We start from the raw sequence: 26,643 nt of genomic DNA, 5'->3' as shown, positions 1-26,643 counted from the left end.
TTTAATTGTATTTAAAATTATCACCAAAATAAGCATTCTTAGCTTCTATATTCCTAATTAAATTTGATGGAGTGTCTTCAGCTATTATTTTTCCATTATTTAAAATCATCGCTTTATCCACACAAGATAACAAATCTCTTGCTTGATGATCACATATACAAACAGTAATTCGATTTTCTTGTTGAAGGTTTACTATTATTTCTTGTAACATTTTTATTGTTAAAACATCTAAGGCAGCAAAACATTCATCTAATAATAAAATTTTAGGATCACTTAACAAAGCTAAAGCAATAACTAATTTTTTTTTTTGACCTCCAGACAAAAACTTACATTTTACATCTTGAATATTTTCAAGCTCAAATTTTGACATCAGATAGTTAATTTTTTCTTGTCGTAAATTCTTATTCTCAATAACTATTTCACTAATTGCCTTAAGATTATCTAATAAGCTTAAATCACCAAAATAACCTCCATATTGGGGAACAAAACCAACACGAAAATTTTTTGTTCTTAAATAAACAGGTATATTTGTTACTTCATTATTATTTATCTTAATTTTTCCATTATCTGGGGAGATTAATCCTGTAATCAAATTAAATATAGTTGATTTTCCAACACCATTTGGCCCTAGCATTCCAAAAATTTGACCTTCATTTATTTTAAAATTTATTTTATCTAATATTAATCTTTTTCCATATGAAAGAGAGATATTGTTAAATTCAATAATTGAATTTTCTTTTTTGAAAGATTTAATCCTAAATTTTTTTATGAGAGCCATTAATTTTTAATATTAACTTTTACTTTGTCATCTTGATTGTGCATTAATACTTTAATCATTTTAGATGTTATGTCGATCTCAATAATATCTGCCCTTAAATGATTTTTTTTACTTTTTAATAAAACATCTTTAGAGATGATCAGATTATTTCTTGATATTGAAAAATCTAAATAATTTGCATAAATACTATTATCGAGATATTTAATAGCTATATTTTTTGAAAAAATTGTGTCAGTATTGGATATATTATATTTTCCATAATCAGAAGTTATTTTTAAATTAGTCCCATTAGCCATTATTAAATTTGCACTGACATTGGTCATAAAGATAATTTGATTACTTTCTGAGTCAAATTCACCCTTAATTGCCCTTATATTATATGAATTACCATTTGGGTCCTCATAAGAATAATTTACATTTTCAATATAATTATTCTCAATGATTTCATCTAAATTATTGTCCTTATCTAATTTTACCTCTTCTTTTTGTTTTTGATTATAAAAAATTAAAATTAGTATGCTTAGTATTAATAAAGAAAAAATTATAATTTTTTTTATGCCAATCCTTTTAATAAACATTCAAGAAATATTAGCTTCTAAAATATCGTGCACATGTAATACACCAATGGTTTTAAATTTCTTTTTTATATCATGCACACACAATGCAGTGATTTTATTTTTATTCATAATATTTAATGCTTTTGCGGCCAACATATCCTTTTCAACACTTATAGGATTTTTTGTCATTATTTTTGACACTTTGCTGTCAAAAAGGTCTTTATTACTTTGATTATATCTTCGAACTTGACCATCTGTTATTATACCTTTTGTTTGATTTTTATTATTTTGCACAATAAGGACTCCAAGTTTTTTTTGAGTTAGAATTTTAAGTGCTTTGTTCATTACTAAATTTTCTTTTACAAAAGGAATTTTGTTGCCTTTAATCATTAAGTCCTCAACTGTTTTTAATTGTGCGCCAAGAGAACCTGAAGGATGAATTTTTTTAAAATCTAGTTTACCAAATCTTTTTTTTCTCATTACCGCAATTGCCAACGCATCACCTAATGCTAGTTGAGATGTTGTGCTTGATGTAGGTACAATTCCAGCAGCTTCTACCACTTGCGGAATTAATAGCTTTATATCGGATGCCTTATATAATAAAGAATCTTTCTTAGACATTATTCCAATCAATAAAATTCTATTTCTATTTGCGTATTGGATAATATTTTTTAACTCTTTACTTTTTCCTGAATAACTAATTAAAATTAGAATATCTTTTTTGGTAATTGATCCTAGATCGCCATGTGAAGAGTCGCTAGCTGATAGACAAAATGCTGGAGAACCAACAGACGACATTGTGGCAGCAATTTTATTTGCAATGAGACCACTCTTTCCGACCCCAGATAAAATAATTTTTGATTGGCAATTTGCAATTTTCTCAACAGCTAAATTAAAAGAATTTTTGATATTTTTTTTTAACTTTTCTAATGCTTTAATTTCTAAACTGATTACTTCTCTTGCAGTTTTAATATAATTTATTTTTGGCATTTAATGAGACCAAATATCATCCTTAAATAAGGCTAAATCAAGTTTAACTCTTGTTTTTAAAAATTTTAAACAATCTTTATAAAGTTCTTCTCTTTTTTCTCTAACAAGAATTTTCATCAATTCATCATGAATTTTGTGAAGATATATAACATCATTTGCACAATATTTTAATTGTGCTGGTGTTAATTCACCGCCAAAATCTGAGCTTTGAAAATTTTTGCTTATATCAATATTAATGAATTCTTTTATTAATGTTTTTAATGAATGACTGTCAGAATAAGACCTTGCTAATTTAGATGCAATTTTAGTATCCCAAACATTATTTGTATCAGCTTTTAAGTAATACTTTATGTGAGCCATATCGGCTCGACCAAAATGAAAGATTTTTGTAATTGATTGATCTGAAAATGTTTTTACAAGATTGGGTGCATTATATTTAGATCGATCTAACTGTACAATATGTGCATCTCCGTTACCTGCAGATATTTGAATAAGACATAATGGATCTCTCCTAACATTTAAACCCATAAATTCTCCATCGACAGCAATTACGTTGCCTAATTTTATATCATCTGGTAAATCACCCTTGTGAAGTTTAATATCAATATTCATTTTTAAATATATATATATGAAACCTAAGAATTGTCTAATTTTTGGCGGTAGTGGTCAAATAGGAAGAAACTTAATTCGAAAACTTACAAAAAATAATATCAAAGTAACTGTAGTAACAAGAAATATACATCAGAAAAGCTATATTATTAAAACCCAAGGAAATGCAGGTTATATTGATATCGTTGAGGCTAATATTTATGATGAAAAAAAAATAAGAGATTTATTTTCAAAGTCAGATATTTGCATAAATTTAATAGGAATTTTATTTGAGAAAAAAAAAGGAAATACTTTTTATAATATACACACCCTTTTTCCGTCGTTGCTATCTAAATTAGCAAGGGAATATAAATTAAAAAATTTTATACATCTTTCAGCTCTTGGAATTAATGATGCAATAGATAGCAAATATGCAAAAAGTAAATTAGAGGGTGAAAAAAACATTATAAATAATTTTCCACTTTCCACTATTCTGAGACCCTCAATCGTTTATTCTGTTGATGATAATTTTACGACTAATTTTATGACACTATTAAATCGACTTCCAATTTTCCCTTTATATTATTCAGGTAAAACAAAATTTTCACCAATTCACTGTTCAGATTTAACAGATGTGATTTATGAGACGATTACAAAAAATATAAATTCAAAAATAATTGAATGTGTAGGACCTGAGGTAATAAATTTTAGAGAGATAATCGAAAGACTTCTAGCTTTAATTAATAAAAAAAGAATATTAATACCTATGCCATTACAACTTGCTACACTTACGGCAAAAATTTTTCAGTTATCACCAAATCCAATTTTAACAGAAGATCAATTGAGATTACTTAAATATGATAATGTTTTAACTGGAAAATATAAAAGTAATTCAGACATAGGCGTACCTGGTAAAAAATATTTTAATGAAGAAGTAAAAAAATACTCTTATATGTGGAGAGAGGGCGGACAATTCTCTACAGAAAAATATTCAATGGAAGAAAATACTTAATTTTATTTAAGCTGACTGAATTTTTTTTTCTATAAATTCTGGAACCTCTTGTTTATCAGCAATATCCTCTTTTTTACCCTTAGGCTGGTAGGCGTAAAGCAAATGAAGTTTGCAATAAGAAAAATCTTTTAAAGACGATCTACCACAAAAATAAAAATTTTTTTCATCAGGATGTCCAATTGGCCATTTGCATGAACTTTCATCTAATTCCTCTAGTTGTTTAGGATTTTCTGGTTCAAAATCTTTTTCAATTATTAATGATTTAAATCTACTTTTTCTTCCTCTTTTTGACTGAACGCTGTTAGCTTCTAAATTATTATCAAAATTTTTGTTTGATGTAGCTGTTCGTGTTTTTATTTTAGCAGACAAATTAAGTCGATGTGCTTTTCCAATTACTGCATTTCTACTGATACCGCCGATAATCTCAGCAATTTGACTTGCAGTATTACCCTTGCCCCATAATTCTTTTAACTTTGAAACTTTCTCCTCTGTCCAGCTCATATTTACCTATATAGTGTATTAGTTTTGTAAAAAAACACAATATAGTGTTATAAAAACCAGATTAACAACGATTATTTGCCAGTTATTAACAACTTTAATTAGTTCTTAATTAATAATTACAATCGAAAATTGAATTTATTTGATTTAATTTTTAACGATTTAGTATTACCTAATTTAAATAATGAGCTTTCTTGCAAAAAATTATAATCGAAAAAAAATTGCTTTTAGCAAAGGAAAAGGAAGCTACCTAATTTCAGTTAATGGTCAAAAGTATTTGGATTTTGTGCAAGGAATTGCAGTTAATTCTTTAGGCCATGCTCATCCAAGATTAATAAAAACTCTAAATAATCAATCTAAAAAAGTTTGGCATGTATCGAATGCATTTATTATCCCAGAGGGAGAAAAATTAGCAAAAAAAATAGTAAAAAAAACATTTGCTGATTTTGTAATGTTTCAAAATAGTGGTGCAGAGGCTACTGAAGCCGCAATAAAAGTTGCAAGACGATATTTTTATTCAATTGGAAAGCCTAATAAAAATAGAATTTTATGCATAAAGAATTCTTTTCATGGAAGAACAATAGCTGCAATTTACGCTAGTGGTTCAAAAAAAATGACAGAAGGTTTTGGACCAAAGGTTGGTGGTTTTGATCATTTTAATTTTGGTGATCATAAATCACTAAAAAAACTGATAACTAAAAATACAGCAGCAGTGATGGTTGAAACAATAATGGGCGAGGGTGGCATCAAAGTTATTCCTGATTGGTGTCTAAAAGGCCTTAGAAAGATTTGTGATGAAAAAAATGTCTTATTAATTCTTGATGAGGTTCAATGTGGAATTGGTAGATCTGGAGATTTTTTTGCTTTTGAAAAATCAAAAGTGAAGCCAGATATAGTTCCCATTGCAAAAGGTATAGGAGGAGGTTTTCCTATTGGTGCAGTTTTAATGAATAAAAAAGTTGCATCTGGAATGGTTGCTGGAACTCATGGTTCAACTTTTGGAGGAAATCCACTTGCAATGCAGATAGGAAATACTGTCTTTGATATTATTTCGAAAAAAAGTTTTTTAAATAATGTTAAAAAAAATTCTAAATATTTCTTTAATGAGTTGAATAAGCTTAAAAAAATTTATCCAAACATAATCAAAGATATAAGAGGCAGAGGATTTTTGATTGGGCTACAACTTCATAAAGACCAAACTAATTTCATCAAGCAATTAATGAATAATAAGTTGTTGACTATAAGAGCCGCAGAAAATGTTGTGAGAATTTTGCCTCCACTAAACGTAAAAAAAACTGAACTTGATACAGCTTTAAAAATAATCAAAAAAGTTTGTGCTAATTATTAGATAAATGAAACATTTTATAAATCTTAAAGATATTCCTGCTAAGGATCTTAGAAAAATATTAATTGATGCTAAAAAAAGAAAACAAAAAAGATCTAATTTAAACACTCTTCAACTTGATAAAGATGCACCTTTAAAAGGTAAACTTTTGATCCAAATGTTTGAAAAATCAAGCCTTAGAACAAGATTGAGCTTTTATCTGGCAATAAAACAATTAGGTGGTGGGACTATTACATTGAGATCCAATGAATTACATCTAGGTGAGGGAGGAGAATCTTTGGAAGATACAGCTAAAATCTTATCTACTTATGGAGATGGTTTTATGCTTCGAACTGATAGTGATCAAAAAGTTGAAAAGTTTAAGAAATATTTATCAATTCCAATTATTAATGGATTGTCTCCCTCATCACATCCAACACAAGTGTTATCAGATGTTTTTACTGTTGAAGAAATTAAAAAAAAACCAATTTCAAAATTAAATATTACTTGGATAGGTGACTCCAATAATGTTTTAAATAGTTTGATTGCAGCTTCTGTTAAATTTTCTTTTAAACTAAGCATTGGATGTCCAAAAAAATATGAACCTAAAAAATTTGTTCTAGATTGGGTTAAAGACCAAAAGAAAAAAATTTATATTTTTAATGATGCAAAAAAAGCAGCATCAAATGCCGATGTTATATTCTCAGATAAAGTAATATCTCTTAATGATAAAGTTAACAAAAAAAATAAAGTCAAAGATTTTAAAAATTATAGAGTAAGTAAAAAATTAATGAGTTTAGCAAAAAAAGATTGCACTTTTTTACATTGTTTACCAAGAGGATCAGAAGTAGAAGATACAGTATTTAAAAGCAAAAATTCAAAAGTTTGGCTTCAAGCTCTAAACAGAGCTCATGTTCAAAAAAGTATTTTATTATATTGTTTTGGAAAATTAAGGTAGAGGAAGAGGGCTATCTGAATTTTGATTAAGGTATTTTATGATCGAAGCTCTATCTGCTTCTTTTCTTAATCCTGCGTAAGCCATCTTAGTGCCTTTAATCCACTTGCTTGGTTTAATTAAAAAACCATTCAACTCTTCAAAATTCCATTCTTTACCATATTCAACAAATGCTTTTGAATATTTATAATCTGCTACACCACCAATTTTTCTTCCAACAACATTATATAATGCGGGTCCAATTTTATTAGCACCACCTTGATTTATAGAGTGGCATGCTGCACATTTTTTAAAAATTTTTTCTCCTGCATTAACATCTCCTAAAGCCATTAAAGCTGCGATATCAACTTTTTTATCCTCTACATTAGCATTAGCTGTTGTTGAATTAGATGCTTGTTGGACTTCTACCACATAACCTGGTTTTTCAGGTTTCTCAACATAGAATATTACATTAGAAAGTTTTCCAATTCCGATCACGAGTAAGGCAACCAAGAGGACAGCAGCAACTATCTTATTAATTTCAAAAGAATCCATTTTGATAAAAATTTATAATAGACCTATAACACTAAAATTTTATAATTCCTCAAATTTTACTGTACAATTTTGCCCCTCTTTATAATCTAAATAATCATAAAAAATCTATGAAAACATTAGTGATTATACCTTCAAGAATGTCAGCAACCAGATTGCCAGGTAAACCTTTGTTACAGATAAATGGTAAATCGATCATTTCACATGTTTATGAAAGAGCTAGTAATGCTAAAATTGGTGAGGTTGTTGTAGCAACTGAGGATAAAGAAATTATAGATGATATAGAAAATAATGGTGGAAAAGCAATTTTAACCTCTAAAAATCACAAAACTGGAACTGATAGAATATTTGAAGCACTAAATTTATTAGATAAGAAAGAAATTGATTTAGTAATGAATATTCAGGGAGATGAACCCAACATTGACATCGAAGATATTAAAAATTTAGAACTTAAAATGCGAGAAAATAATTCAAAGATTGGAACTCTAGCGGCAAAAATTGAAAAAAAAGAAATGTATATAGATGAAAATGTAGTTAAAGTTAAACTTAAACAACCTTTTGACAAAAACTCATTTCCATTAGCAGAAAATTTTATGAGAAATGTTGATGCACAAAATCAAACTCAAATATTTCACCATATAGGTATTTATTGTTATGAGGTGGCGATTTTAAAAAAATTTGTAATGTTAAAACAATCTAAAAATGAATTAGAAAACAAATTAGAACAATTAAGAGCTATGGATAACAGTATTAACATTAATGTTGCTCTTGCAAATAGATCACCAATTGGAGTGGACACCATGGAAGATTATCTGGCTATAAAAAAAATTATGGAATATAAAGAATAATGAGTAAGATTTATTTCCAAGGTACATATGGAGCATATTCTCACTTAGCATCACTTGAAATTGACGCGAAGGCAGAAATAATTCCATGTAAGACTTTTGATGAATGTTTCTTGAATGCTTCCAATGAAAAAAATTCTAGAATTGTTATCCCAGAGTCAAATAGAATTACTGGAAATATTGGTATTGAATACCTCATATTTAAATATCGTTTAAATATTTATTCAGAACATTTTCAAAAAATTGAACACAATCTTTTAGGTCAAAAAGGTGCAAAATTAACTGATATTAAAAATGTATTTTCTCACGCTCAAGCATTATCACAGTGCTCAAATTTCATAAAAAAAAATAATTTAAATGAACATGTAAGAGCAGATACAGCTGGATCTGCAGAAATGATTGCTAAAAATAAAAAAAGAGATGAAGCTGCAATAGCCTCTTCTTTGAGTGCTGAAACTTATGGATTAGAAATAATTAAAAAGAATATTGAAAATGAAAAAGGAAATTTAACAAGATTTCTAGTTATGGGTAAAGAACTAACTCAACCAGAGTTTTCAAATAAAAAATATATCACATCTTTTTTATTTAAATTAAAAAGTAAACCTGCAGCACTTTACCAGTCTCTTGGTGGTTTTGCTATTAATGGTGTAAACTTAACTAAATTACAAAGTTATCCTGAAAAAAATTCTTTCGACTCATTCTTTTTTTTGTGTGATCTTGATGGACACATTGAGGATAAAAAAGTTCAAAAATCACTTGAAGAGCTTGGTCTTCACTGTCAAGATTTTCATGTTCTAGGTGTATTTGAAGCTGATCCAATTAGAGATAAAAAATTATAATCTTTTCTTGTAGAATAGAAAATAATACTGCTATAATAGTTCTGGAGGCTAGAGGTGGATGCTGCTTGAATCCGACCAGATCTTAACGGAAGCAGTCGTAGAGACAGTTATTCAGGTTCTAGTCTCCTAAAATATAATAATGAACAAAAATACAAAAGTTTTAGCTCTTAAATACAGACCACAGATATTTGATGATCTGATTGGACAAGAAGTTGTTGCTGAAACAATTATAAATTCTATTAAGTCAAATAAAGTACCAAATGCTTACCTTTTTACAGGCATAAGAGGTATAGGAAAAACAACAATAGCAAGAATTGTTGCAAAATCCCTTAACTGTCTAAACGGAATAGAAAATTTATGTAAAGAGAATTTATGTGAAAACTGTGAGGCTATTGCAGAGTCAAGACACATAGATGTACTTGAAATGGATGCTGCAAGTAAAACAGGCGTAGATGATGTTAGAGACTTAATTGAATTTTCAAGATATGGACCAACTTCATCTAAGTACAAAATTTTTATCATTGATGAAGTACACATGTTAAGCAAACAAGCTTTCAATGCTTTATTAAAGACACTAGAGGAACCTCCAGAGTACCTAAAATTTATATTTGCTACAACAGAGATAAAAAAAATACCAATTACGGTAGTCTCTAGATGTCAAAGATTTGATTTATCTAGAATAAAATCATCAGAATTATTTGATTTTATAAAAAAGATTAAAGATAAAGAAAAAGGCAATGCAACTGATGAAGCATTAAAGCTCATTGTAAAAATTTCCGAAGGATCTGTTAGAGATGCGTTATCACTACTTGATAGAGCCCTTTTAAGTCTTGATGGTGAGAAAGAATTAGATCTAAGTGTAGCACAAAAAATATTTGGATATTTTGATAAATCACAATTAATAGAGATGTTTAATTTAATCTTAAAAGGTGATGAGAATAAAGTTATTGAAAGTTATAGAAATATCTATGATCAAGGTGTTGAACCAAAAATATTCATTAATGATTTTTTAGAAATTTTATATTATTTTAAAAATATAAATTCTCTTACATTGGAAAGTACAAACTTCTCTCTCAACGATGAAGAGTTTAATCAAATTAAGGAAATATCAGATAATATTAACAATGAAGTTTTGATCTTATTTTGGCAGTTCACAATAAAAACTCTTAGTGAATTAGATATTGTGTCTAATCAACATTTATCAATTGAGATGTTTTTATTAAGGTTAATTCATATCAAAGGATTTAAGCCTAAAGATGAAGATAAGGTTGCTACTGAAGATCTGCAGGATCCAAAAGAAAAGATAGAAACAAATATCGCATCTAAAATTATGAATAAAGATACTATCAATCAGATCAAAAATGTTTCACAAGAAAAAAAAATGAAATTAGATTCACAGATAAGTACAAAAAATCTAAATAATATTAAAATTCAGTCTTTTAATGAATTAGTAGAATTGTGTTCTATTAAGAAAGAAATGAAACTTAAATATGAGTTAGAAAAAAATGTCAATCTAGTAAAATTTGAAAATTGTAGAATAGAAATTTCTTTTAATGACAATCTGGACAAAGATTTTGTAAAAAATTTATCAACAAAATTATTGGAATGGACTAATGAGAGGTGGATTATTAGTTTTAGTAAAAATCAGGGAGAGATGTCAATTAAAGACAAAGAAAAAAACGAACAAAAAGAATTAATTGAAAGTACAAAAAAAACAGATTTGCATAAGATGGTAATGGAGTATTTTCCAGATGCTGAATTAATTGACGTTAAGCTCACTAGAAAGAATGAAGATAAATGACGGATTTTTCAAAGATACTGGAAAAAGCTAAAGAATTAGAGGCAAAAATGAAGGAAAGCCAAGAAAAAATTAAAAGTATTAGAGTTGAAGGAGTATCGGGCTCTAATTCTGTTAAAGTTACATTAGATGGAGAAGGTGAGATGCAAAAAATTGAATTATCTGATGAAATTTTGAAGGAAGATAAGTCAATTCTTGAGGATTTAATAGTTGCTGCACATAACAACGCAAAATCTCAATTAAAATCAAAAACTACAGAAGAAATTTCAAAAGCTACTGGTGGTTTGGGTATTCCTGGTTTTAAATGGCCATTATAGTTGATGCAAAATATTACTGAAATAGAAGATCTAGTAAAATTAATTTCAAAATTACCTGGTCTTGGTCCTAAATCAGCAAAACGAATTGTATTAAAACTCATCAATAATAGAGATGAAATTATAAAACCAATGGCTAATACATTAGCTCAAGTTTATAAAAATGTAACACGATGTAACTCATGTGGTTCTTTAAAATCTGTTAATGAGGGATGTATAAATTGTGAAAATGTTAAAGAAAAATATAATAAAATTTGTGTTGTTGAAGATATAGCAGATCAATGGTCAATAGAGAACTCAAACATTTATAAGGGATACTTCCATATTCTTGGGGGCACATTAGCTTCTGCAGGACACAGAAAAGAAGATCTTTTAATAAATTCTTTAGTTGAAAGAGTGGTTAAGGATAAAATTGAAGAAGTTATTTTAGCAACTAGTGCAACTGTAGAAGGACAGACCACAGCTTATTATATTCAGGATAGCTTAAAGAAAACTAATGCAAAAATCACAAAGTTAGCACAAGGTTTACCTGTCGGAGGGGAAATAGAAAGTTTAGATGATGGTACTTTGTTCTCCGCTTTTAAAAATCGTTCAAATTTAAATTCTAATTCTGAATAGATTTAATTTTAATTCTATTTAAATGTAACAAAGGTTCTGTATATCCAGAAGGTTGTTCTTTGCCTTTAAAAATTAAATCACAGGCTGCTGAGAAAGCTATTGAATTTTCAAAGTCATCAGACATTTTATTATAACTCGATCTACCACTTCTAGAATAAGCAGAGTCATTTTCATTTTGCTTATCAACTACTTTTGCCATCTCTTTCATAATTTCAATCACGTTTTCTTTAGAAATAATCTCATGATGCACCCAATTGGCTATATGCTGAGATGAAATTCTTAAAGTTGCTCTATCTTCCATTAGTCCAACATTATTAATGTCTGGAACCTTAGAGCATCCAACTCCATGATCAATCCATCTTACAACATATCCTAGAAGAGTTTGAGCAGAATTTGAAACTTCTGATCTAATTTCTTCTAATGACCAGTTTGGTCTATCCGCAACAGGAATTGTTAGAAGATCATTAAGTTTAGCAGCATCTCTTGATTGAATTTCTTTCTGTTTATCAAAAATATTTATTTCATGATAATGTAATGCATGCAAAGCTGCTGCGGTTGGAGATGGTACCCACGCACAATTAGCACCAGCTTTTAAGTGATCTGTTTTTTGTTCTAACATGTCTTTCATTTTGTCTGGCATAGCCCACATACCTTTTCCAATTTGTGCTTTTCCTGAAAATCCACACTTTATACCAACATCAACATTGTTATTTTCATAGGCATTAATCCACTTCGATGATTTCATATCACCTTTTTTAATCATTGGACCAGCTTCCATAGAGGTGTGCATCTCATCACCAGTTCTGTCTAAAAATCCAGTGTTTATAAAAAATACTCTATTCATAAGAGATCTAATGCACTCTTTAAGATTAGCTGAGGTTCTTCTCTCCTCATCCATAATTCCAATTTTGCAGGTATATTTTTTTAAATTTAAAACTTCCTCAACCTTAGTAAAAATCAAATCTGTAAAAGCAGTTTCATCTGGCCCATGCATTTTTGGTTTAACAATATAAACAGAGCCAGATCTTGAATTACCTTTCAGTTTAAAATCATGAAGGGCTGCAGCTGTTGTAATGAATGCATCCATTATTCCTTCAGGAATTTCTGCACCATCTTTTAATAAGATCGCAGAATTTGTCATGAGATGTCCAACATTTCGGACAAGCAACAAACTTCTACCATGCAATTTAAGTCCAAGGCCATCTTTTGAGATATAGCTTTTGTCTTTATTCAGTTTTCTCTCAATAGTTTTTCCATTTTTTTCAAATTTATTTACAAGGTCTCCCTTCATCAGTCCCAACCAATTTTGATAACAAGCAACTTTATCTTCAGCATCTACAGCCGCAACACTGTCTTCGTTATCACAAATAGTTGACAGCGCAGACTCTATAATTAAATCGGTAATCCCTGCCGGATCTTGTTTGCCACTTAAAGAAGTTGGATCAACTAATATTTCAATGTGGAGATTATTATTTTTAAGAATAATTGAAGAAGGTTTATCACTTTCACCTATGTGACCTATAAATTTATTTTGATCTTTTAACTTTGTTGTTTTTTCATTATTATAAATAATTAAGGATTTTTCTTGAATATCAAAACTTGTAACCTCCTTCCAGCTAAAGTTTTCTAATGAAAAATATTTATCTAAAAATTCCTTTGCATAATTAATTACTAGCTCTCCTCTAGAAGCATCATAATCCTTCTTTGAAGTATCAATAGGCTTGATAGCATCTGTTCCATACAAACTATCATACAAACTCATCCATCGAGCGTTAGCAGCATTAAGCGCGTATCGTGCATTCATTATTGGAACTACAAGTTGCGGTCCTGCTATGTTTGCAATTTCTTCATCAATATTATTTGTTTCGATTTTAAAATCTGGACCTTCTTCTTTAAGATAACCTATGTCTAAAAGAAATTTTTTATATTCATCAATATTAATTTCATTTCCTTTATTTTTGATATGCCACTCATCGATTTGTTTTTGCAGTTTATCTCTAATATTTAATAATTCTTTGTTCTTTGGAGCAAGTTCATGAACTGCTTTATCAAACCCCGCCCAAAAACTATTAGGAGAAACTTCAGTATCTTTTAACAACTCCTCATTGACAAAATTAAGAAGTTTTTCTGAAACTCTTAGATTGTTTACGTTTATATATTTTTCCTGCATATCACTTATTACTTTTTACTTTACCCCATCTGTATTTTTGCCTGAGAGTTTTGCTCCTTCGGCGGAAAATTATTCACTTTCCAGAGTGTTATGCCATTATCGGTCCAGTTTACCTGAGAGTTTCCGGGGTGGTTGCTCCTTCGGTGCTAAAATATTAGTCTCTCCCGATAAGGGAGAAATCTACAAGTTAATATATTGATGTCAATTTATTAATAAAAAACTAAAACATTTTATTGCCTTTTTTAAAGCATAAGTACTATTCTCATAAAATGAAAAATTATCTTAACTTTGAGTCTGATATAAAAAACTTAGAAAGTGAGCTTGAGAAACTAAAAGATCCTTACAATCAAGGTGGCCTCTCAGAGGTAGATACTAATAAGATTTCAAAAACTCAAGATGAATTAGATAAAAAATTAAAAGAAATTTATTCTTCATTAGATCCTTGGCAAACTACGATGGTCGCAAGACATGAGGATCGGCCTAAGTCAAAATTTTTTATAGATAATTTATTTGAGGACTTCATTTCTTTAGCAGGTGATAGATATTATGGTGAAGATAAGTCAGTTCTTACTGGATTTGCAAAATTTAATGGGCAATCAGTTTTAGTAATAGGACAAGAGAAAGGTGAAAATCTAGAAACAAGAATTGAAAGAAACTTTGGGATGATGAGGCCTGAAGGTTATAGAAAAACAATTCGATTAATGGAGCTTGCAGACAAATTCAATATTCCGATAATTTCATTCATTGATACACCTGGTGCTTATCCTGGAGTAGGTGCAGAGGAAAGAGGACAGGCAGAGGCAATTGCTAAATCAATTGAGTGCTGTATGAAATTAAGGGTCCCAACATTAGCAATAGTGATTGGTGAGGGAGGGTCTGGAGGGGCAATAGCTCTTGCTTCATCTAGTAAAGTTATAATGTTAGAGAATGCAATTTATTCCGTTATATCACCTGAAGGATGTGCAACTATTTTATGGAGGGATCCAAAAAAAATGTTAGATGCTGCAAAAGCCATGAAACTTTCAGCGAGAGATCTTCTGGAATTAAAGGTTATTGATGAGATTATCCCTGAACCGCTTGGTGGTGCACATCGAGACAGAAACTTAATTTTAAGTAATGTAAGAGAGTCCATTTCCAAAAACTTAAATGCATATAAAGAGATGTCTGCTGAGGAAATTTTAGATCAAAGAAAAAATAAATTTCTAAAAATAGGAAGAAACAAAGGTTTTATTAGTAATCCAAAAAGTCTGAGCACACTGGAAACCAAGAAAAATAATTTAGAACAATTTTATAGTAAAAATAAAAAGATATTTTTTTTAACAGCAGCTTTTTTATTGTTAATAGCTTTTTTAGTAACTATTTTTTTATAAAGCTCCACAGCACTGTTTGAATTTTTTGCCAGTTGCTTCGCATCTATCATTTCTTGAAATTTTTTGGTCTTTTTTCAAAATTAAAAGGCATTTTGGATTATTAAGTATTTCAGGTTCTTTATTTTTATTGTTTTCCTGCCTAGGCTGCTCAACAATTTTTAAATTCATTAAAACTGTGATGTAATCAAGTTTTAGTTTTTCTAATAGATTTGAAAATAAATCATATGCCTCTTTTTTATATTCTATCAAAGGATCTCTTTGACCATAAGATCTTAACCCAATAACTTGTCTTAATTGCTCCAAATATTGAATATGTGATTTCCAATTCATGTCTATCGATTGCAATAAAATTCTTTTTTCAATTTCTTTTGATTGATTTTCACCTAATATTTTTGTTCTTTCAGCTCTACTAAAATTAAACTGATCTCTTATTCTTTTTCTAAAATCATTATCATTTAAAGAGTTAATCACTACAAAATCATCTTCTTTTAGAGTTTTGCCCATCAGAGATTTTAATCTGTTATCAAATTCGCTACTTTTTGAGTTTGCAATTTTTTGAATTTTTAATTTTATTAAATCATCAATGATTTCTTTTAAAAAATCCTCTGAATAATCAAAAATTTGATCACTATTCATTGCATCATTTCTTTGTGAAAATATTACGTGCCTTTGATCGTTAAGAACATTATCAAATTTTATTAAGGTTTTCCTGATATCAAAATTTCTGGCTTCAACTTTTTGCTGAGCTCTTTCAAGAGCTTTATTAATCCAAGGGTGGTCAATACTTTCCCCATCTTTGAGCCCAAGTTTTTGAAGAATATTATTCATGGACTCTGATCCAAATATTCTCATTAAATCATCTTCTAAACTTACATAAAAAATTGAGCTACCTTCATCACCTTGTCTACCAGATCTTCCTCTAGCCTGGTTGTCAACTCTTCTAGACTCCATTCTTTCAGTGCCTATTACAAACAAGCCACCCAATGATTTTATTTTATTTTTTTCTTTTTTTAGTTGTTCATCTGGAATAGATCCTTTTTTTCCTCCTAGTTGAATATCAACACCTCTACCCGAGATACTAGTTGTTATAATTACAGAACCTTCTTTACCTGCGTTAGCGATAATTTCTGCTTCACTTTCATGATTTTTGGCATTTAAAACTACGTGTTTGATATTTTCTCTTGATAGTAGTTTTGAATAAACTTCAGATTTATTCACACTAGAAGTAAATACTAATAATGGCTGTCCAGATTGATTACATTCTTTTATATTTTTTACTATTGCTTGGTTTTTTTCATCTTCAGATCTAAATATTTGATCATTATAATCTTTCCGTATCATAGGATTGTTAGTTGGAATCACAACTACTGGTAAATTATAAATTTCATAAAATTCTTCTGCTTCTGTTGCAGCTGTTCCAGTACAACCTGATATTCTTTTATATAGTTTAAAATAATTTTGATAAGTAATAGACGCTAGAGTTTGATTCTCAGCCTGAATTTCAATTTTTTCTTTAGCTTCTAAAGCCTGATGTAGACCATCACCAAACCTTCTGCCCTCAAGAATTCTTCCTGTTAATTCATCAATAATTTTTAAACTATTATCTTTTATGATGTAATCTTTTCCTTTTTCAAATAGATGATTTGCTCTTAGTGCTTGATTTACGTGATGAACTAAAGCTAAATTTTCAGGATCATAGAAGTTATTATTTTTTAAAATACCTGCATTCGAAAATATTTTTTCAACATTGTTGATACCGTTATTTGTTAATAATATATTTTTATCTTTTTCATCTATTTCATAATCTTCTTTTTTTAATTGTTTTACTAATTTATCAATAGCTAAATATTGATTAGTTTTATCTTCAGCTGCTCCAGAAATTACCAAAGGTGTTCTAGCCTCATCAATTAAACAAGAGTCTATTTCATCAACTATTGAATAATGATGCTCTCTTTGAACTTTTTCATCAAGTGAGTATTTCATATTATCTCTTAGATAATCAAAGCCTAACTCGCTGTTTGTGGCATATGTAATATCACAATTATAATTTTTCTTTCTTTCAAAATCATTTTGATCATTATTAATAAATCCCGATGTCAAACCTAAGAAATTATAAATCTGACCCATCTCTTGAGAATCTCTTTTTGCAAGATAATCATTTACTGTAACTACATGCACACCTTTTTCCTCTAGAGCGTTCAAATAAGCAGAAAGTGCAATGGTCAAAGTTTTTCCTTCTCCTGTTCTCATTTCTGCAATTTTATTTTCATGCAAGACAACACCACCAATTAACTGGACATCATAATGTCTTTCTTTCCTAGATCTTTTAGAGGCCTCTCTTACTAAGGCAAACGCTTCAGGTAAAATTTGATCTAAAGTTTCACCGTTTTTTATTCTATTTTTTAATTCATTAGTCTTGTTGGGAAAATCTTTGTCATTAAGGTTTTTAAAGTTTTGTTCTAATGAATTGATGTTTTCAACAATTTTAGTAATCCTATCCAGTTCTTTCTGATTACTGGATTTGATAAATTTAGAAATAAAGCTTAAAGGATTAAACATTGGTTTTGATATATAATTAATTATAAGATTAATATAACTATTAAATAACGATTTTAAATAGCATGGGTTTCAATATATCGAATTTTTTAAATTCCAAATCAAAAAATCATAAAATGAATGATTTTCAGGATTTAGATCATTTAGATGGTTTATCTGTTTCAGCTATCAGTGCAAATCTTTACAAAACTCCTAGAGATGATTTGGTCATGTTTTATTTTAGGGAGGGGGCAAATTTTGCATCAGTTTATACTAAGTCTAAAATAGTATCTGAGAACATAAAATGGAACATTAATCAGAAAACTAAAAAGATTTTTTCATTATTGGTCAATACAAGAAATGCTAATGCTTTTACGGGTGATCAGGGATATAAAAGCATTCAAAATATTGCTGGGGTAATATCTCGTGAGTTAACTGATAAACAAAAGCATGATGAGGATGAGCCAAAAATTATTAGATCAAAAAATATTTTGTTTGGCTGCACAGGAACAATAGGTGAAACTTTTCCAGAACAAAAAATAATTACTAAAATTCCTGATTTAATAAAGAATATCAAATATACACAAAATAAATTTATTTGGATGAAGGCTGCACTTGGGATCATGACAACAGATACTCAACCAAAAGTAGCTATGGAAGAATGTTATATAGGAAAAACTTTAGTTAAAATTTATGGTATTGCAAAAGGTTCTGGCATGATACATCCAAACCTAGCAACTACACTTGGATATATTTTCACTGATGCAGATTTATCAAATGATATACTTAAAAAGCTTTTAAATAAAAATATAGAAACAACATTTAATGCCATAAGCTGTGATGGAGACACGAGTACAAATGATATGGTTTCAATTTTTTCAACCGGCCAAGCAGTTCACAAAAAAATAAATAGTTTTAATGACAAAATATTAAAAGATTTTGATCAATCACTTCATAGAACTTTATTAAGTTTAGCTAAAAGAATAGTTGCAGATGGTGAAGGTGCCTCAAAATTTATAACTATAAATATTAATGATACAAAAACAGAGTTTGATGCAAAAACAATCGCTTTTTCTATTGCTAACTCTCCATTAGTAAAAACAGCAATTGCCGGTGAAGATCCTAATTGGGGTAGAGTGATCATGGCTATTGGTAAAGCACAGGTACCAATTAAAATCGATAAGATTGCTATCCTATTTGGTAATATTAGCATTGTTAAAAAAGGTAAGATCGATCCAAATTACAATGAATCAGAAGTGGCCGAGTATATGAAAAATCAAAATATTGAAATAAATATAAAAATAGGAACAGGCAAAAAGAGTTTTACTGTATATACAATGGATTTAACTAAAAAATACATAGAAATAAATGCCGACTACAGAAGTTAAGACTATTGAAATTTTAAACCAAATTACCAAATTAATATTATGATTAAGTATAGTCTAAATTGTAAGAAATGTAATTTAACTTTTGAAAGTTGGTTTGCAAGTTCAAGAGAATATGAAAAATTAAAAAAGAAAAAATTTTTGAATTGTCACAATTGTAATTCTTTAGAAGTAGAAAAAAGTTTAATGGCACCAAATTTAATTAGTAAAAAATTTAATTCAACAAATTATAAAGACCAAAAAAAATATGATAAAATAAAAAAAACAATCACAGAATACCAAAAGTTTATTAAAAATAATTTTGAGTATGTAGGAAATAACTTTGCTTATGAAGCTCGATCTATTCATTACGATAATAAGAAAAAACAAGAAGGTATTTATGGCACAGCATCAAAACAGGACCTTAAAGAACTGAGAGAAGAAGGAATTGATGCCCAATTGATACCTTGGGTAGAGGATAAAAATAATTAATTTTTTATAAATTTAGTAATATAATTTACTGATTTATCTGAACTTATTTTCCATTTGTCAGTTAAAATATTAAATTGCATACCATCAATTTTATCCAAATTAAGATTATAGTTTTTGAGTGTAGAAATTAATTCATCTGGTTTTACAAACTTCTCCCAATCATGAGTACCAATAGGAAGCCATCGCAAAACATACTCAGCACCTACAATTGCAAATAAATAAGATTTAAGTGTTTTGTTCAAAGTTGCAACAAACATTATTCCATCTTTTTTTAAAAGTTTACTACAAGATTTTAAAAAAAAATTAACATCTTCAACGTGTTCTACAATTTCCATATTTAAAATAACGTCAAAATGATTTTTAACTTTCATTTTTTCTGGTGAAGTATGAATATAATTTATTTTTAGATTATTTTTTTTTGCATGAAGTTTTGCAACCTTAATATTTCTTTCAGATGCATCAATAGCAGTCACTTCAGCTCCTAATCTACACATTGGTTCAGATAATAAACCACCTCCACATCCGATATCTAAAACTTTTAATTTTTTTAAAGGTGTTTTTTTTTCAATTATTTTAAAGGTTTTAATTATATGATCTTTAATATAAGCAATTCTAATTGGATTAAATTTATGTAATGGCTTAAATTTACCTTTGGGATCCCACCATTCTTCAGCAATCTTCGAGAATTTTTCAATTTCTTTATAATTTACACTGCTCATATAAAATAATTAATTGACATAACAATTAAGATGCAATTTATCAAATATTAATTAAATTGTGCTTTTTTTTAAAAACAATGAAAACCGTAGTACTTAAATTTGGAGGAACATCTGTAGGTTCTATTGATAGAATTAAAAAAGTTTCAAACATAATTCTAGGATATAAGAAAAAGAAAAACAAAGTTATTGTTGTTTCCTCCGCAATGAGTGGGGTTACAAATGATTTAATAAAAAAATCAAAATTAATAAGTAATCAATTTAATGAAGCAGAATATGATGTTTTGGTTTCAACTGGTGAGCAGGCTGCTTGTGCTTTAATCGCAGGACGACTGAGTCATTTAGGATTAAATTCAAGATCTTGGATGTCATGGCAAATTCCAATTATCACAGATGGTCCATATAAAAGTTCAAGAATTGACAAAATAGCAACTAAAGAATTATTAAAATATATCAACTCAGGAGGAATTCCAATTATCACTGGGTTTCAAGGAATAAATATTCATTCAAGATTAACAACTATTGGAAGAAGTGGATCAGATGCATCTGCAATTATGCTTGCAAAATTTTTAAAAGCAGATGAGTGCATTATTTATACGGATGTTGAGGGTGTATTTACAACAGATCCAAGGCTACATAAAAAAGCGAAAAAAATAGAGCGAATTGAGTATGATGAAATGCTAGAGATGTCATCTTTAGGTTCAAAGGTCATGCAGCCAACTTCAGTTCAAGATGCTAAATTAAATATCATTGATATTAGAGTAAAGTCATCTTTTATTAACAAGCCTGGAACTTTAATTACTAAAAGCTTTAAAAAGAAAGACTTTAGTGATCAAATAATTACTGGCATTTCTTCAACTAAAAATGATGCAAAAATTACAATAGCAGGTGTAAAAGATAAACCTGGCGTAGCAGCACATATTTTTGAACCTCTGTCTAAGAATTTAATAAATGTTGATATGGTTGTTCAAAATATCTCTCTAAATGGAAAAGAAACCGATTTAACATTTACTATAAAATCTGAGGATATAAAAAAAACTGAAAAAATAATTAGAGAAAATAAGAATATTACTTACAAAAAGATTTCCTTTGATAAAGATTTAGCTAAAGTTTCAATTATTGGAGTTGGAATGATTACAACACCAGGAATAACATATAGAATGTTCAAAGCCTTAGCCTCTGAAAAAATAAATATTATGGTGATATCAACTTCTGAAATTAAAATTTCAGTCTTAATTTCATCTAAACTAGTAAAAAAAGCAATCACTGTATTGCATAAAGAATTTAAATTAGATTAGTCTTCATGAGCATTAGACCATTTAGAGAGATCAAAAGAGCAAAAACCAAAGTTATAAATGTTGGAGAAGTAAAAGTTGGTGGTGATAATCCGATATCAGTCCAATCAATGACCAATACTTTAACTACAGATATCAAGGCTACAATAAATCAAATTATTGAAATTCAAGAAGAGGGAGCAGATTTAGTTAGAGTTTCATGTCCAGATGAAGAATCATCTAAAGCATTAAAAGAGATTACCAAAAATGTGAATATACCAGTAATTGCAGATATTCATTTTCATTATAAAAGAGCAATTGAAGCTGCAGTAAATGGAGCAAAATGTTTGAGAATTAATCCTGGCAACATAGGTGATATAGAGAAAGTTCATGAAGTTTTAAAAGCTGCTCAAGATAACGATTGTTCCATAAGAATAGGAGTTAATGCAGGTTCTCTTGAAAAAGATATTTTAGAAAAATATAAGGAACCATGTCCTGAAGCATTAGTTGAAAGTGCTTTAAGAAATATAAAAATTTTAGAGGATAAGGATTTTTTAAACTTTAAGATAAGTGTTAAATCATCAGATGTTTTTTTATCAATAGCAGCCTATAGACAGCTTTCAAATGTAACTGATTATCCACTTCATCTTGGAATTACAGAAGCAGGAAGTTTTGTATCAGGAAGTATAAAATCAGCTATTGGTTTAGGTAGTTTATTATTAGATGGTATAGGTGATACTATAAGAGTTTCACTATCAGATGACCCTGTAAAAGAGATAAAAATTGGTAATGAAATATTAAAATCATTAAACTTAAAAAATCGTGGTGTTAAAATAATTTCATGCCCATCTTGTGCAAGACAAGCATTCCAAGTTATTGATACTGTTAAAATTTTAGAGGAAAAGTTAGCTCACATTAAAACACCAATTACGCTAAGCATAATCGGATGTGTAGTAAATGGACCAGGAGAGGCAGCAATGACAGATATTGGAATTACAGGTGGTGGAAAAGGTAATAATATGCTTTATTTATCAGGTATTCAGTCAGAAAAAGTATTAACAGACAACATTATTTCAAAAGTTGTAGAAGAAGTTGAAAAAAAAGCTATCGAGCTTGAAATAAATAAATGATACCTGAAAAAACAATTGAAGAGCTAATTAGCAAGCATGCAATTTTAGAAAAAGAACTTTCTACTGGTTCAATTGATAAAAAAACTTTTGCCGATAAATCTAAAGAATACTCAGATTTAAATGAAATTATTCAAAATGCAAAAAAATATATCTCTTATAAAAATGACAAATTAGAACTTCAGAAAATTTTAGATGATAAGTCTTCTGATGAAGAGCTTAAAAAAATGGCTGAAACTGAATTAGATGATCTTGAAAATGAAAAAGAAAAAAATGAAAAAAAATTAAAATTATTCTTATTGCCAAAAGATGAAGCTGATAAAAAAGATGCAATAATTGAAATTAGAGCAGGTACTGGTGGATTAGAGGCAAGTTTATTTGCTGCAGATTTATTTAAGATGTATGAAAAAGTTAGTCATAAAAAAAAATGGGCTGTTGAATTAATTTCGATATCAAGAAGTGAAGCAGGTGGGCTAAAAGAAGTTATAGCTTCAATCAAGGGTACAAATATTTATTCAACATTAAAATATGAAAGTGGGGTTCATAGAGTTCAAAGAGTTCCTGATACAGAAACTCAAGGACGAGTTCATACATCTGCAGCAACAGTTGCAGTTTTGCCAGAGGCTGAGGAGGTAGATTTAAAGATTAATGAGTCTGATCTTAGAATTGATGTTTTTAGAGCAGGAGGACCTGGAGGACAATCTGTAAATACTACAGATAGTGCAGTTAGAATTACACACATTCCAACAGGACTTTCAGTTTCACAACAGGATGAAAAATCTCAGCATAAAAATAAGGCAAAAGGAATGAAAATATTAAGAGCAAGAATTTATGAATTAGAGAGAAATAGAATTGATCAAGAAAGATCAAAAGATCGAAAAAGTAAAATAGGTACTGGTGATAGATCCGAAAGAATTAGAACTTATAACTTTCCTCAAGGAAGAGTTACAGATCACAGAATAAATCTTACACTTCATAAATTAGAGGAATTTTTAGAGGGAGAAGCTTTTGATGAAATGATTGAATCTTTAACACTACAAGCTCAAGAAGAAAGTTTGAGTAATCTTAATTAAATAAAAAATGAAATTACAAACAGCAATTAATGATGCTTACCAAAATTTAAAGAATAACAACATCAAATCTGCTTTGTTAGATAGTGAGTTGTTGATGGCAAATGTATTAAAAAAAAGTAGAGAACATATTGTTTTAAATTTGGATAAAGATATTGATAAAAAAGACTATGACAACTTCCAAAATATGGTTCATCAAAGATCAGAAGGAAAACCTATTGCATATTTGATCAATAAAAAGTCTTTTTGGAAATACGAATTCTATGTGAATGAACATGTTTTAATTCCAAGACCAGATACTGAACTTATTATTGAGCAAGTCCTTAAACTTTATCAAAATAAAAACAAAATCAATTTTCTTGATATTGGTTTTGGATCAGGATGTATTTTGTTATCAATTTTAAAAGAACGACAAAATTTTAAAGGCACAGGAGTAGATGTTAGCAATTATGCATTAAAAGTATGTGAAATTAATGCTTTTAAGCTAGGGATTAAAAATAGATTAAAATTATATAATTCAAATATTGACAAATTTAAAATAGGCAAATATGATTTAATAATATCTAATCCTCCTTATATAAAAATTTTAGATTTAAATTATTTGGAAAAAGATGTGAAAAATTTTGAGCCTAAGTTAGCTCTTGATGGTGGATTAGATGGAATATCAGAAATCAGGAAGGTAATTAGAAAATCATCTGAACTGATTAAATATGGTGGGAAATTGATTTTAGAAATTGAATATAACCAAACACAAGAGGTTAAAAATTTATTAAAAAAAAATAGCTTTTATGTAAACTCGGTAGTTAAAGACTTAGCAAAGAATGACCGATGTATTATCAGTACAAAAATATAAAATTAAACAATGGTAACATTTAGAAATAACAACAATAACAGAAGAAATAATTTTAGAAGAAATGATAGGAATTTTAAGTCCAATGGAGATAAATCAAAATTTGGATCCAACTTTTCTAATAATGAAAATTTTCAAAGAAAAGCTCCGGGTAGAAATAATCATAATGCGCCAAAACTTATCGAAAAATATGAAAACCTTGCAAGAGAGGCATTATCTAGTGGGGATAAAATTTTATCTGAAAACTATTTTCAGCATGCTGATCATTTTACAAGAATATTAAATGAGCAAGAAGCTTTTAGAAAAGCTAGATATGCCTCAGAAAATGATACAAGCAAAGAACTAACTGAAAATAATAAATCTGATGATGGTGCAAAAGCAGAAGAGCCCAAAACTAAAGTTGTTAGTAAAAAAGAAGAGCCAGAAACAAAAGTGGCTTTAGCAAAATAATTAATTAATACCTATTATTTTTTCAGATTTTAAAACGTCTAATTTTATTTTTTTCGTTTCAAATATTTCTCTCTCTTTTCCTTTGAGAATTTTTCCAGATGGAAGCTTTAATGTTTGAGAGTTTACCTTTTTACCATTAACTACAACTTCATAATGCAAATGAGGGCCAGTAGATTTTCCTGTTGAGCCCACATACCCAATTATTTGTCCTTGTGCAACCCTAACACCTTTTTTAATTCCCTTAGCAAATTTTGACATGTGTGCATAAATTGTTTCATAGGTTGAGTTATGTCTAATAACAACACAATTTCCACCACCACCGCACCATCCAGCTTTTTTTATAGTTCCAGATCCGGATGCCATTATAGGAGTACCCATAGGTGCTGCAAAATCAGTTCCTCTATGCATTTTATTAAATCCATCAATTGGATGTTTTCTCATTCCAAATGGTGATGACAGTCTTGCACCGTTGATAGGAGTTTTCATTAAAGCTTTTTGAATACTTTTTCCATTTTTATCATAATGCCCAATGCTTCCCTCTTCATCAAAATAATATAGAGAATTATCTTCTCCACTTAAAATTAAATTAGCAAAAAGTATATTACCAGTCTCAATATCTTTTCCACTTTCATCTACAAATACTTCATACATAATTTGAAAACGATCTCTTTTTCTAATATCTCTTTGAAAATCAACTTGAAAACCATAAATCCTTGCAAGTTCTATAATTGTGTTAGGTGGAATTTTTTTGTCAGTTGCAGATTTATACAAACTTTGCATAATTATATTTTCTTGATAAATAATTTTTTTATCTAACTTAGTTAAAATAATCTCTTGATTAAAATTACTTTTTTCATCTTTAGTTAAATATATTTTTTCCTTATTTGAAATTTGAAAAACAAAATCTTTAATTTGATTATCAGCTTGATCAATTGTTAAATAGATTAATTGACTAGTATTTAATTTATTAAGATTTATTTTTTCAGATAGTTTTTTTTTTAAGTTTTGTATTTCTTCTTCACTTATTTGATATTGATTAAGGATACCATCAAAGGTTTCACCTTCATTAATTTGATGTCTAATTTTTTTAAATTTTGGTTCAAGTTTATCTAAGAAATGTTTTGAAGTTTTTTTGAAAAAAATATTATTTATTAGATTATTGTAATTATTTTTAATTTGTCTTTGCTTGTGATTAAAATAATTAGTAAAAATAACTGTTAAAATTATTAATCCAATTAATGGTAAAATTTCTTTTTTTATTTTAAAATAATTTTTTAATTTTTTTAACATTTTAAAGTTTTAGAATTGACAACTTTTAATTTAGTATTAAAAAAAATCAAAAAAAACCCTGTAAAATAAGTACTTTTTGATAGATTATTTATTTCTAAACGCTTGATTTCCTATATTTTTAGCCTATAAGCATCAAACTTTCTCAGTAAATTATTGTGATAACAATAAATTAGTGAGCATTATTGGGCTTTTTTTTGCTCAATTAGCTATTTAAAAAGTAAAAATTTAAGAAGAGAAGTGTGGACGGTTAAGGTTACCAAAATTTGTCGTACACACTTCAACATTATA

Annotated in this window: 26 protein-coding genes and 1 riboswitch; of the genes, 16 read left to right on the top strand and 10 right to left on the bottom strand. The window is 28.5% G+C overall.

Translation table 11 applies throughout. The annotated features are described in order from the left end of the window. Window position 1 precedes the first annotated feature (1 nt). From B9N70_RS05405 to B9N70_RS05390, 4 genes are read right to left on the bottom strand one after another with little or no spacing between them, the layout of a single operon-like run. On the bottom strand, window positions 2-778 hold the full coding sequence (locus B9N70_RS05405; protein WP_085114777.1) for an ATP-binding cassette domain-containing protein: 777 nt from the start codon (window positions 776-778) through the stop codon (window positions 2-4). After that, window positions 778-1,356 (bottom strand): LPS export ABC transporter periplasmic protein LptC, encoded by a 579-nt coding sequence (lptC, locus tag B9N70_RS05400; RefSeq protein ID WP_085114776.1) that lies wholly within the window; start codon window positions 1,354-1,356, stop codon window positions 778-780. Before lptC ends, B9N70_RS05405 begins: the two co-directional genes overlap by 1 nt. Next, the gene (locus tag B9N70_RS05395) at window positions 1,357-2,325 is read right to left on the bottom strand and encodes a KpsF/GutQ family sugar-phosphate isomerase (protein WP_085114775.1); all 969 of its coding nucleotides are present in this window, start codon (window positions 2,323-2,325) and stop codon (window positions 1,357-1,359) included. Then, window positions 2,326-2,937, bottom strand: coding sequence for a ribonuclease D (locus tag B9N70_RS05390; protein ID WP_085114774.1), 612 nt, complete (start codon window positions 2,935-2,937; stop codon window positions 2,326-2,328). A gap of 16 nt (window positions 2,938-2,953) precedes the next feature. Between B9N70_RS05390 and B9N70_RS05385 the strand changes: the two genes are divergently transcribed. Continuing rightward, complete coding sequence (locus tag B9N70_RS05385; protein WP_085114773.1) at window positions 2,954-3,925, top strand: complex I NDUFA9 subunit family protein; 972 nt, start codon at window positions 2,954-2,956, stop codon at window positions 3,923-3,925. Between the two features lie 6 nt (window positions 3,926-3,931). Here the strand turns inward: B9N70_RS05385 and B9N70_RS05380 are convergent, their stop codons facing one another. Beyond that, a complete protein-coding gene (locus B9N70_RS05380; protein WP_085114772.1) occupies window positions 3,932-4,426 on the bottom strand; it encodes a GcrA family cell cycle regulator in 495 nt (164 codons plus the stop codon). A gap of 181 nt (window positions 4,427-4,607) precedes the next feature. Here B9N70_RS05380 and B9N70_RS05375 point away from each other — a divergent pair, with 181 nt between their 5' ends. Then, window positions 4,608-5,771: an aspartate aminotransferase family protein gene (locus B9N70_RS05375; RefSeq protein ID WP_085114771.1), complete on the top strand. Its 1,164-nt coding sequence runs from the start codon at window positions 4,608-4,610 to the stop codon at window positions 5,769-5,771. Window positions 5,772-5,775: 4 nt separating this feature from the next. Continuing rightward, window positions 5,776-6,705 (top strand): ornithine carbamoyltransferase, encoded by a 930-nt coding sequence (locus B9N70_RS05370; RefSeq protein WP_085114770.1) that lies wholly within the window; start codon window positions 5,776-5,778, stop codon window positions 6,703-6,705. Here the strand turns inward: B9N70_RS05370 and B9N70_RS05365 are convergent. Then, window positions 6,697-7,236 carry a c-type cytochrome gene (locus B9N70_RS05365; protein ID WP_085114769.1) on the bottom strand — a complete coding sequence of 180 codons (540 nt, stop codon included), beginning with the start codon at window positions 7,234-7,236 and terminating at the stop codon, window positions 6,697-6,699. The two genes, B9N70_RS05370 and B9N70_RS05365, sit on opposite strands and share 9 nt — an antisense overlap. Window positions 7,237-7,343: 107 nt before the next feature. On the opposite strand from B9N70_RS05365, the gene kdsB reads away from it, so the two are divergent. The 5 genes from kdsB (at window position 7,344) to recR (ending at window position 11,647) form a co-directional block, all read left to right on the top strand. Further along, window positions 7,344-8,081, top strand: a complete 738-nt coding sequence (gene kdsB / locus B9N70_RS05360) for a 3-deoxy-manno-octulosonate cytidylyltransferase (RefSeq protein WP_085114768.1) — start codon at window positions 7,344-7,346, stop codon at window positions 8,079-8,081. Continuing rightward, window positions 8,081-8,917 (top strand): prephenate dehydratase domain-containing protein, encoded by an 837-nt coding sequence (locus tag B9N70_RS05355; RefSeq protein WP_085114767.1) that lies wholly within the window; start codon window positions 8,081-8,083, stop codon window positions 8,915-8,917. Before kdsB ends, B9N70_RS05355 begins: the two co-directional genes overlap by 1 nt. A 139-nt stretch (window positions 8,918-9,056) precedes the next feature. Then, window positions 9,057-10,718 carry a DNA polymerase III subunit gamma/tau gene (gene dnaX / locus B9N70_RS05350; RefSeq protein WP_085114766.1) on the top strand — a complete coding sequence of 554 codons (1,662 nt, stop codon included), beginning with the start codon at window positions 9,057-9,059 and terminating at the stop codon, window positions 10,716-10,718. Further along, window positions 10,715-11,032, top strand: a complete 318-nt coding sequence (locus tag B9N70_RS05345) for a YbaB/EbfC family nucleoid-associated protein (protein ID WP_085114765.1) — start codon at window positions 10,715-10,717, stop codon at window positions 11,030-11,032. Before dnaX ends, B9N70_RS05345 begins: the two co-directional genes overlap by 4 nt. A 3-nt stretch (window positions 11,033-11,035) precedes the next feature. After that, window positions 11,036-11,647, top strand: coding sequence for a recombination mediator RecR (gene recR, locus B9N70_RS05340; RefSeq protein ID WP_085114764.1), 612 nt, complete (start codon window positions 11,036-11,038; stop codon window positions 11,645-11,647). Here the strand turns inward: recR and B9N70_RS05335 are convergent. Continuing rightward, window positions 11,634-13,817, bottom strand: coding sequence for a malate synthase G (locus tag B9N70_RS05335; RefSeq protein WP_085114763.1), 2,184 nt, complete (start codon window positions 13,815-13,817; stop codon window positions 11,634-11,636). The two genes, recR and B9N70_RS05335, sit on opposite strands and share 14 nt — an antisense overlap. Window positions 13,818-13,907: 90 nt before the next feature. Then, window positions 13,908-13,994, bottom strand: a riboswitch (glycine riboswitch). 92 nt (window positions 13,995-14,086) lie between these two features. On the opposite strand from B9N70_RS05335, the gene B9N70_RS05330 reads away from it, so the two are divergent. Then, window positions 14,087-15,187, top strand: a complete 1,101-nt coding sequence (locus B9N70_RS05330; protein WP_085114762.1) for an acetyl-CoA carboxylase carboxyltransferase subunit alpha — start codon at window positions 14,087-14,089, stop codon at window positions 15,185-15,187. Here B9N70_RS05330 and secA read toward each other — a convergent pair. Further along, complete coding sequence (gene secA / locus B9N70_RS05325) at window positions 15,182-17,746, bottom strand: preprotein translocase subunit SecA (RefSeq protein WP_085114761.1); 2,565 nt, start codon at window positions 17,744-17,746, stop codon at window positions 15,182-15,184. The genes B9N70_RS05330 and secA overlap by 6 nt on opposite strands. A gap of 62 nt (window positions 17,747-17,808) precedes the next feature. On the opposite strand from secA, the gene argJ reads away from it, so the two are divergent. After that, window positions 17,809-19,110: a bifunctional glutamate N-acetyltransferase/amino-acid acetyltransferase ArgJ gene (gene argJ / locus B9N70_RS05320; RefSeq protein WP_085114760.1), complete on the top strand. Its 1,302-nt coding sequence runs from the start codon at window positions 17,809-17,811 to the stop codon at window positions 19,108-19,110. A gap of 39 nt (window positions 19,111-19,149) precedes the next feature. Further along, on the top strand, window positions 19,150-19,578 hold the full coding sequence (locus B9N70_RS05315; protein WP_085114759.1) for a DUF1178 family protein: 429 nt from the start codon (window positions 19,150-19,152) through the stop codon (window positions 19,576-19,578). On the opposite strand, the gene ubiG is transcribed toward B9N70_RS05315, so the two are convergent. Continuing rightward, the gene (gene ubiG, locus B9N70_RS05310) at window positions 19,575-20,297 is read right to left on the bottom strand and encodes a bifunctional 2-polyprenyl-6-hydroxyphenol methylase/3-demethylubiquinol 3-O-methyltransferase UbiG (protein ID WP_085114758.1); all 723 of its coding nucleotides are present in this window, start codon (window positions 20,295-20,297) and stop codon (window positions 19,575-19,577) included. The genes B9N70_RS05315 and ubiG overlap by 4 nt on opposite strands. Window positions 20,298-20,374: 77 nt before the next feature. Between ubiG and B9N70_RS05305 the strand changes: the two genes are divergently transcribed. The 5 genes from B9N70_RS05305 to B9N70_RS05285 are packed head-to-tail and all read left to right on the top strand — an operon-like array spanning window position 20,375 to window position 25,065. Continuing rightward, entirely contained in the window at window positions 20,375-21,592 is a 1,218-nt protein-coding gene (locus tag B9N70_RS05305) for an aspartate kinase (protein WP_085114757.1), read from the top strand. 5 nt (window positions 21,593-21,597) lie between these two features. Next, window positions 21,598-22,698 carry a flavodoxin-dependent (E)-4-hydroxy-3-methylbut-2-enyl-diphosphate synthase gene (gene ispG / locus B9N70_RS05300; RefSeq protein WP_085114756.1) on the top strand — a complete coding sequence of 367 codons (1,101 nt, stop codon included), beginning with the start codon at window positions 21,598-21,600 and terminating at the stop codon, window positions 22,696-22,698. After that, the gene (gene prfA / locus B9N70_RS05295; RefSeq protein WP_085114755.1) at window positions 22,695-23,768 is read left to right on the top strand and encodes a peptide chain release factor 1; all 1,074 of its coding nucleotides are present in this window, start codon (window positions 22,695-22,697) and stop codon (window positions 23,766-23,768) included. Before ispG ends, prfA begins: the two co-directional genes overlap by 4 nt. A 7-nt stretch (window positions 23,769-23,775) precedes the next feature. Next, window positions 23,776-24,618 carry a peptide chain release factor N(5)-glutamine methyltransferase gene (gene prmC / locus B9N70_RS05290; RefSeq protein ID WP_085114754.1) on the top strand — a complete coding sequence of 281 codons (843 nt, stop codon included), beginning with the start codon at window positions 23,776-23,778 and terminating at the stop codon, window positions 24,616-24,618. A 9-nt stretch (window positions 24,619-24,627) separates the two neighbouring features. Next, window positions 24,628-25,065: a DUF4167 domain-containing protein gene (locus B9N70_RS05285; RefSeq protein WP_085114753.1), complete on the top strand. Its 438-nt coding sequence runs from the start codon at window positions 24,628-24,630 to the stop codon at window positions 25,063-25,065. Here B9N70_RS05285 and B9N70_RS05280 read toward each other — a convergent pair whose 3' ends face one another. Then, on the bottom strand, window positions 25,066-26,355 hold the full coding sequence (locus B9N70_RS05280) for a M23 family metallopeptidase (RefSeq protein ID WP_085114752.1): 1,290 nt from the start codon (window positions 26,353-26,355) through the stop codon (window positions 25,066-25,068). Between the last annotated feature and the right edge of the window lie 288 nt (window positions 26,356-26,643).

It is taken from the genome of Candidatus Pelagibacter sp. HIMB1321 (assembly GCF_900177485.1).
Taxonomy (GTDB): Bacteria; Pseudomonadota; Alphaproteobacteria; order Pelagibacterales; family Pelagibacteraceae; genus Pelagibacter.
The sequence above is the reverse complement of the archived record's forward strand: the minus strand, read 5'-3'. Positions and strand labels throughout refer to the sequence as shown.

Bases quoted from the DNA above. Each gene is read 5' to 3' on its own strand.
- secA (WP_085114761.1), bottom strand. From the start codon at position 17,746: ATGTTTAATCCTTTAAGCTTTATTTCTAAATTTATCAAATCCAGTAAT.
- B9N70_RS05370 (WP_085114770.1), top strand. From the start codon at position 5,776: ATGAAACATTTTATAAATCTTAAAGATATTCCTGCTAAGGATCTTAGA.
- B9N70_RS05285 (WP_085114753.1), top strand. From the start codon at position 24,628: ATGGTAACATTTAGAAATAACAACAATAACAGAAGAAATAATTTTAGA.
- B9N70_RS05365 (WP_085114769.1), bottom strand. From the start codon at position 7,236: ATGGATTCTTTTGAAATTAATAAGATAGTTGCTGCTGTCCTCTTGGTT.
- ispG (WP_085114756.1), top strand. From the start codon at position 21,598: ATGAGCATTAGACCATTTAGAGAGATCAAAAGAGCAAAAACCAAAGTT.
- kdsB (WP_085114768.1), top strand. From the start codon at position 7,344: ATGAAAACATTAGTGATTATACCTTCAAGAATGTCAGCAACCAGATTG.
- B9N70_RS05280 (WP_085114752.1), bottom strand. From the start codon at position 26,355: ATGTTAAAAAAATTAAAAAATTATTTTAAAATAAAAAAAGAAATTTTA.
- B9N70_RS05385 (WP_085114773.1), top strand. From the start codon at position 2,954: ATGAAACCTAAGAATTGTCTAATTTTTGGCGGTAGTGGTCAAATAGGA.
- B9N70_RS05355 (WP_085114767.1), top strand. From the start codon at position 8,081: ATGAGTAAGATTTATTTCCAAGGTACATATGGAGCATATTCTCACTTA.
- prmC (WP_085114754.1), top strand. From the start codon at position 23,776: ATGAAATTACAAACAGCAATTAATGATGCTTACCAAAATTTAAAGAAT.
- B9N70_RS05405 (WP_085114777.1), bottom strand. From the start codon at position 778: ATGGCTCTCATAAAAAAATTTAGGATTAAATCTTTCAAAAAAGAAAAT.
- recR (WP_085114764.1), top strand. From the start codon at position 11,036: ATGCAAAATATTACTGAAATAGAAGATCTAGTAAAATTAATTTCAAAA.
- B9N70_RS05330 (WP_085114762.1), top strand. From the start codon at position 14,087: ATGAAAAATTATCTTAACTTTGAGTCTGATATAAAAAACTTAGAAAGT.
- B9N70_RS05345 (WP_085114765.1), top strand. From the start codon at position 10,715: ATGACGGATTTTTCAAAGATACTGGAAAAAGCTAAAGAATTAGAGGCA.
- B9N70_RS05375 (WP_085114771.1), top strand. From the start codon at position 4,608: ATGAGCTTTCTTGCAAAAAATTATAATCGAAAAAAAATTGCTTTTAGC.
- prfA (WP_085114755.1), top strand. From the start codon at position 22,695: ATGATACCTGAAAAAACAATTGAAGAGCTAATTAGCAAGCATGCAATT.
- B9N70_RS05380 (WP_085114772.1), bottom strand. From the start codon at position 4,426: ATGAGCTGGACAGAGGAGAAAGTTTCAAAGTTAAAAGAATTATGGGGC.
- B9N70_RS05390 (WP_085114774.1), bottom strand. From the start codon at position 2,937: ATGAATATTGATATTAAACTTCACAAGGGTGATTTACCAGATGATATA.
- B9N70_RS05315 (WP_085114759.1), top strand. From the start codon at position 19,150: ATGATTAAGTATAGTCTAAATTGTAAGAAATGTAATTTAACTTTTGAA.
- dnaX (WP_085114766.1), top strand. From the start codon at position 9,057: ATGAACAAAAATACAAAAGTTTTAGCTCTTAAATACAGACCACAGATA.
- B9N70_RS05305 (WP_085114757.1), top strand. From the start codon at position 20,375: ATGAAAACCGTAGTACTTAAATTTGGAGGAACATCTGTAGGTTCTATT.
- ubiG (WP_085114758.1), bottom strand. From the start codon at position 20,297: ATGAGCAGTGTAAATTATAAAGAAATTGAAAAATTCTCGAAGATTGCT.
- B9N70_RS05395 (WP_085114775.1), bottom strand. From the start codon at position 2,325: ATGCCAAAAATAAATTATATTAAAACTGCAAGAGAAGTAATCAGTTTA.
- argJ (WP_085114760.1), top strand. From the start codon at position 17,809: ATGGGTTTCAATATATCGAATTTTTTAAATTCCAAATCAAAAAATCAT.
- lptC (WP_085114776.1), bottom strand. From the start codon at position 1,356: ATGTTTATTAAAAGGATTGGCATAAAAAAAATTATAATTTTTTCTTTA.
- B9N70_RS05335 (WP_085114763.1), bottom strand. From the start codon at position 13,817: ATGCAGGAAAAATATATAAACGTAAACAATCTAAGAGTTTCAGAAAAA.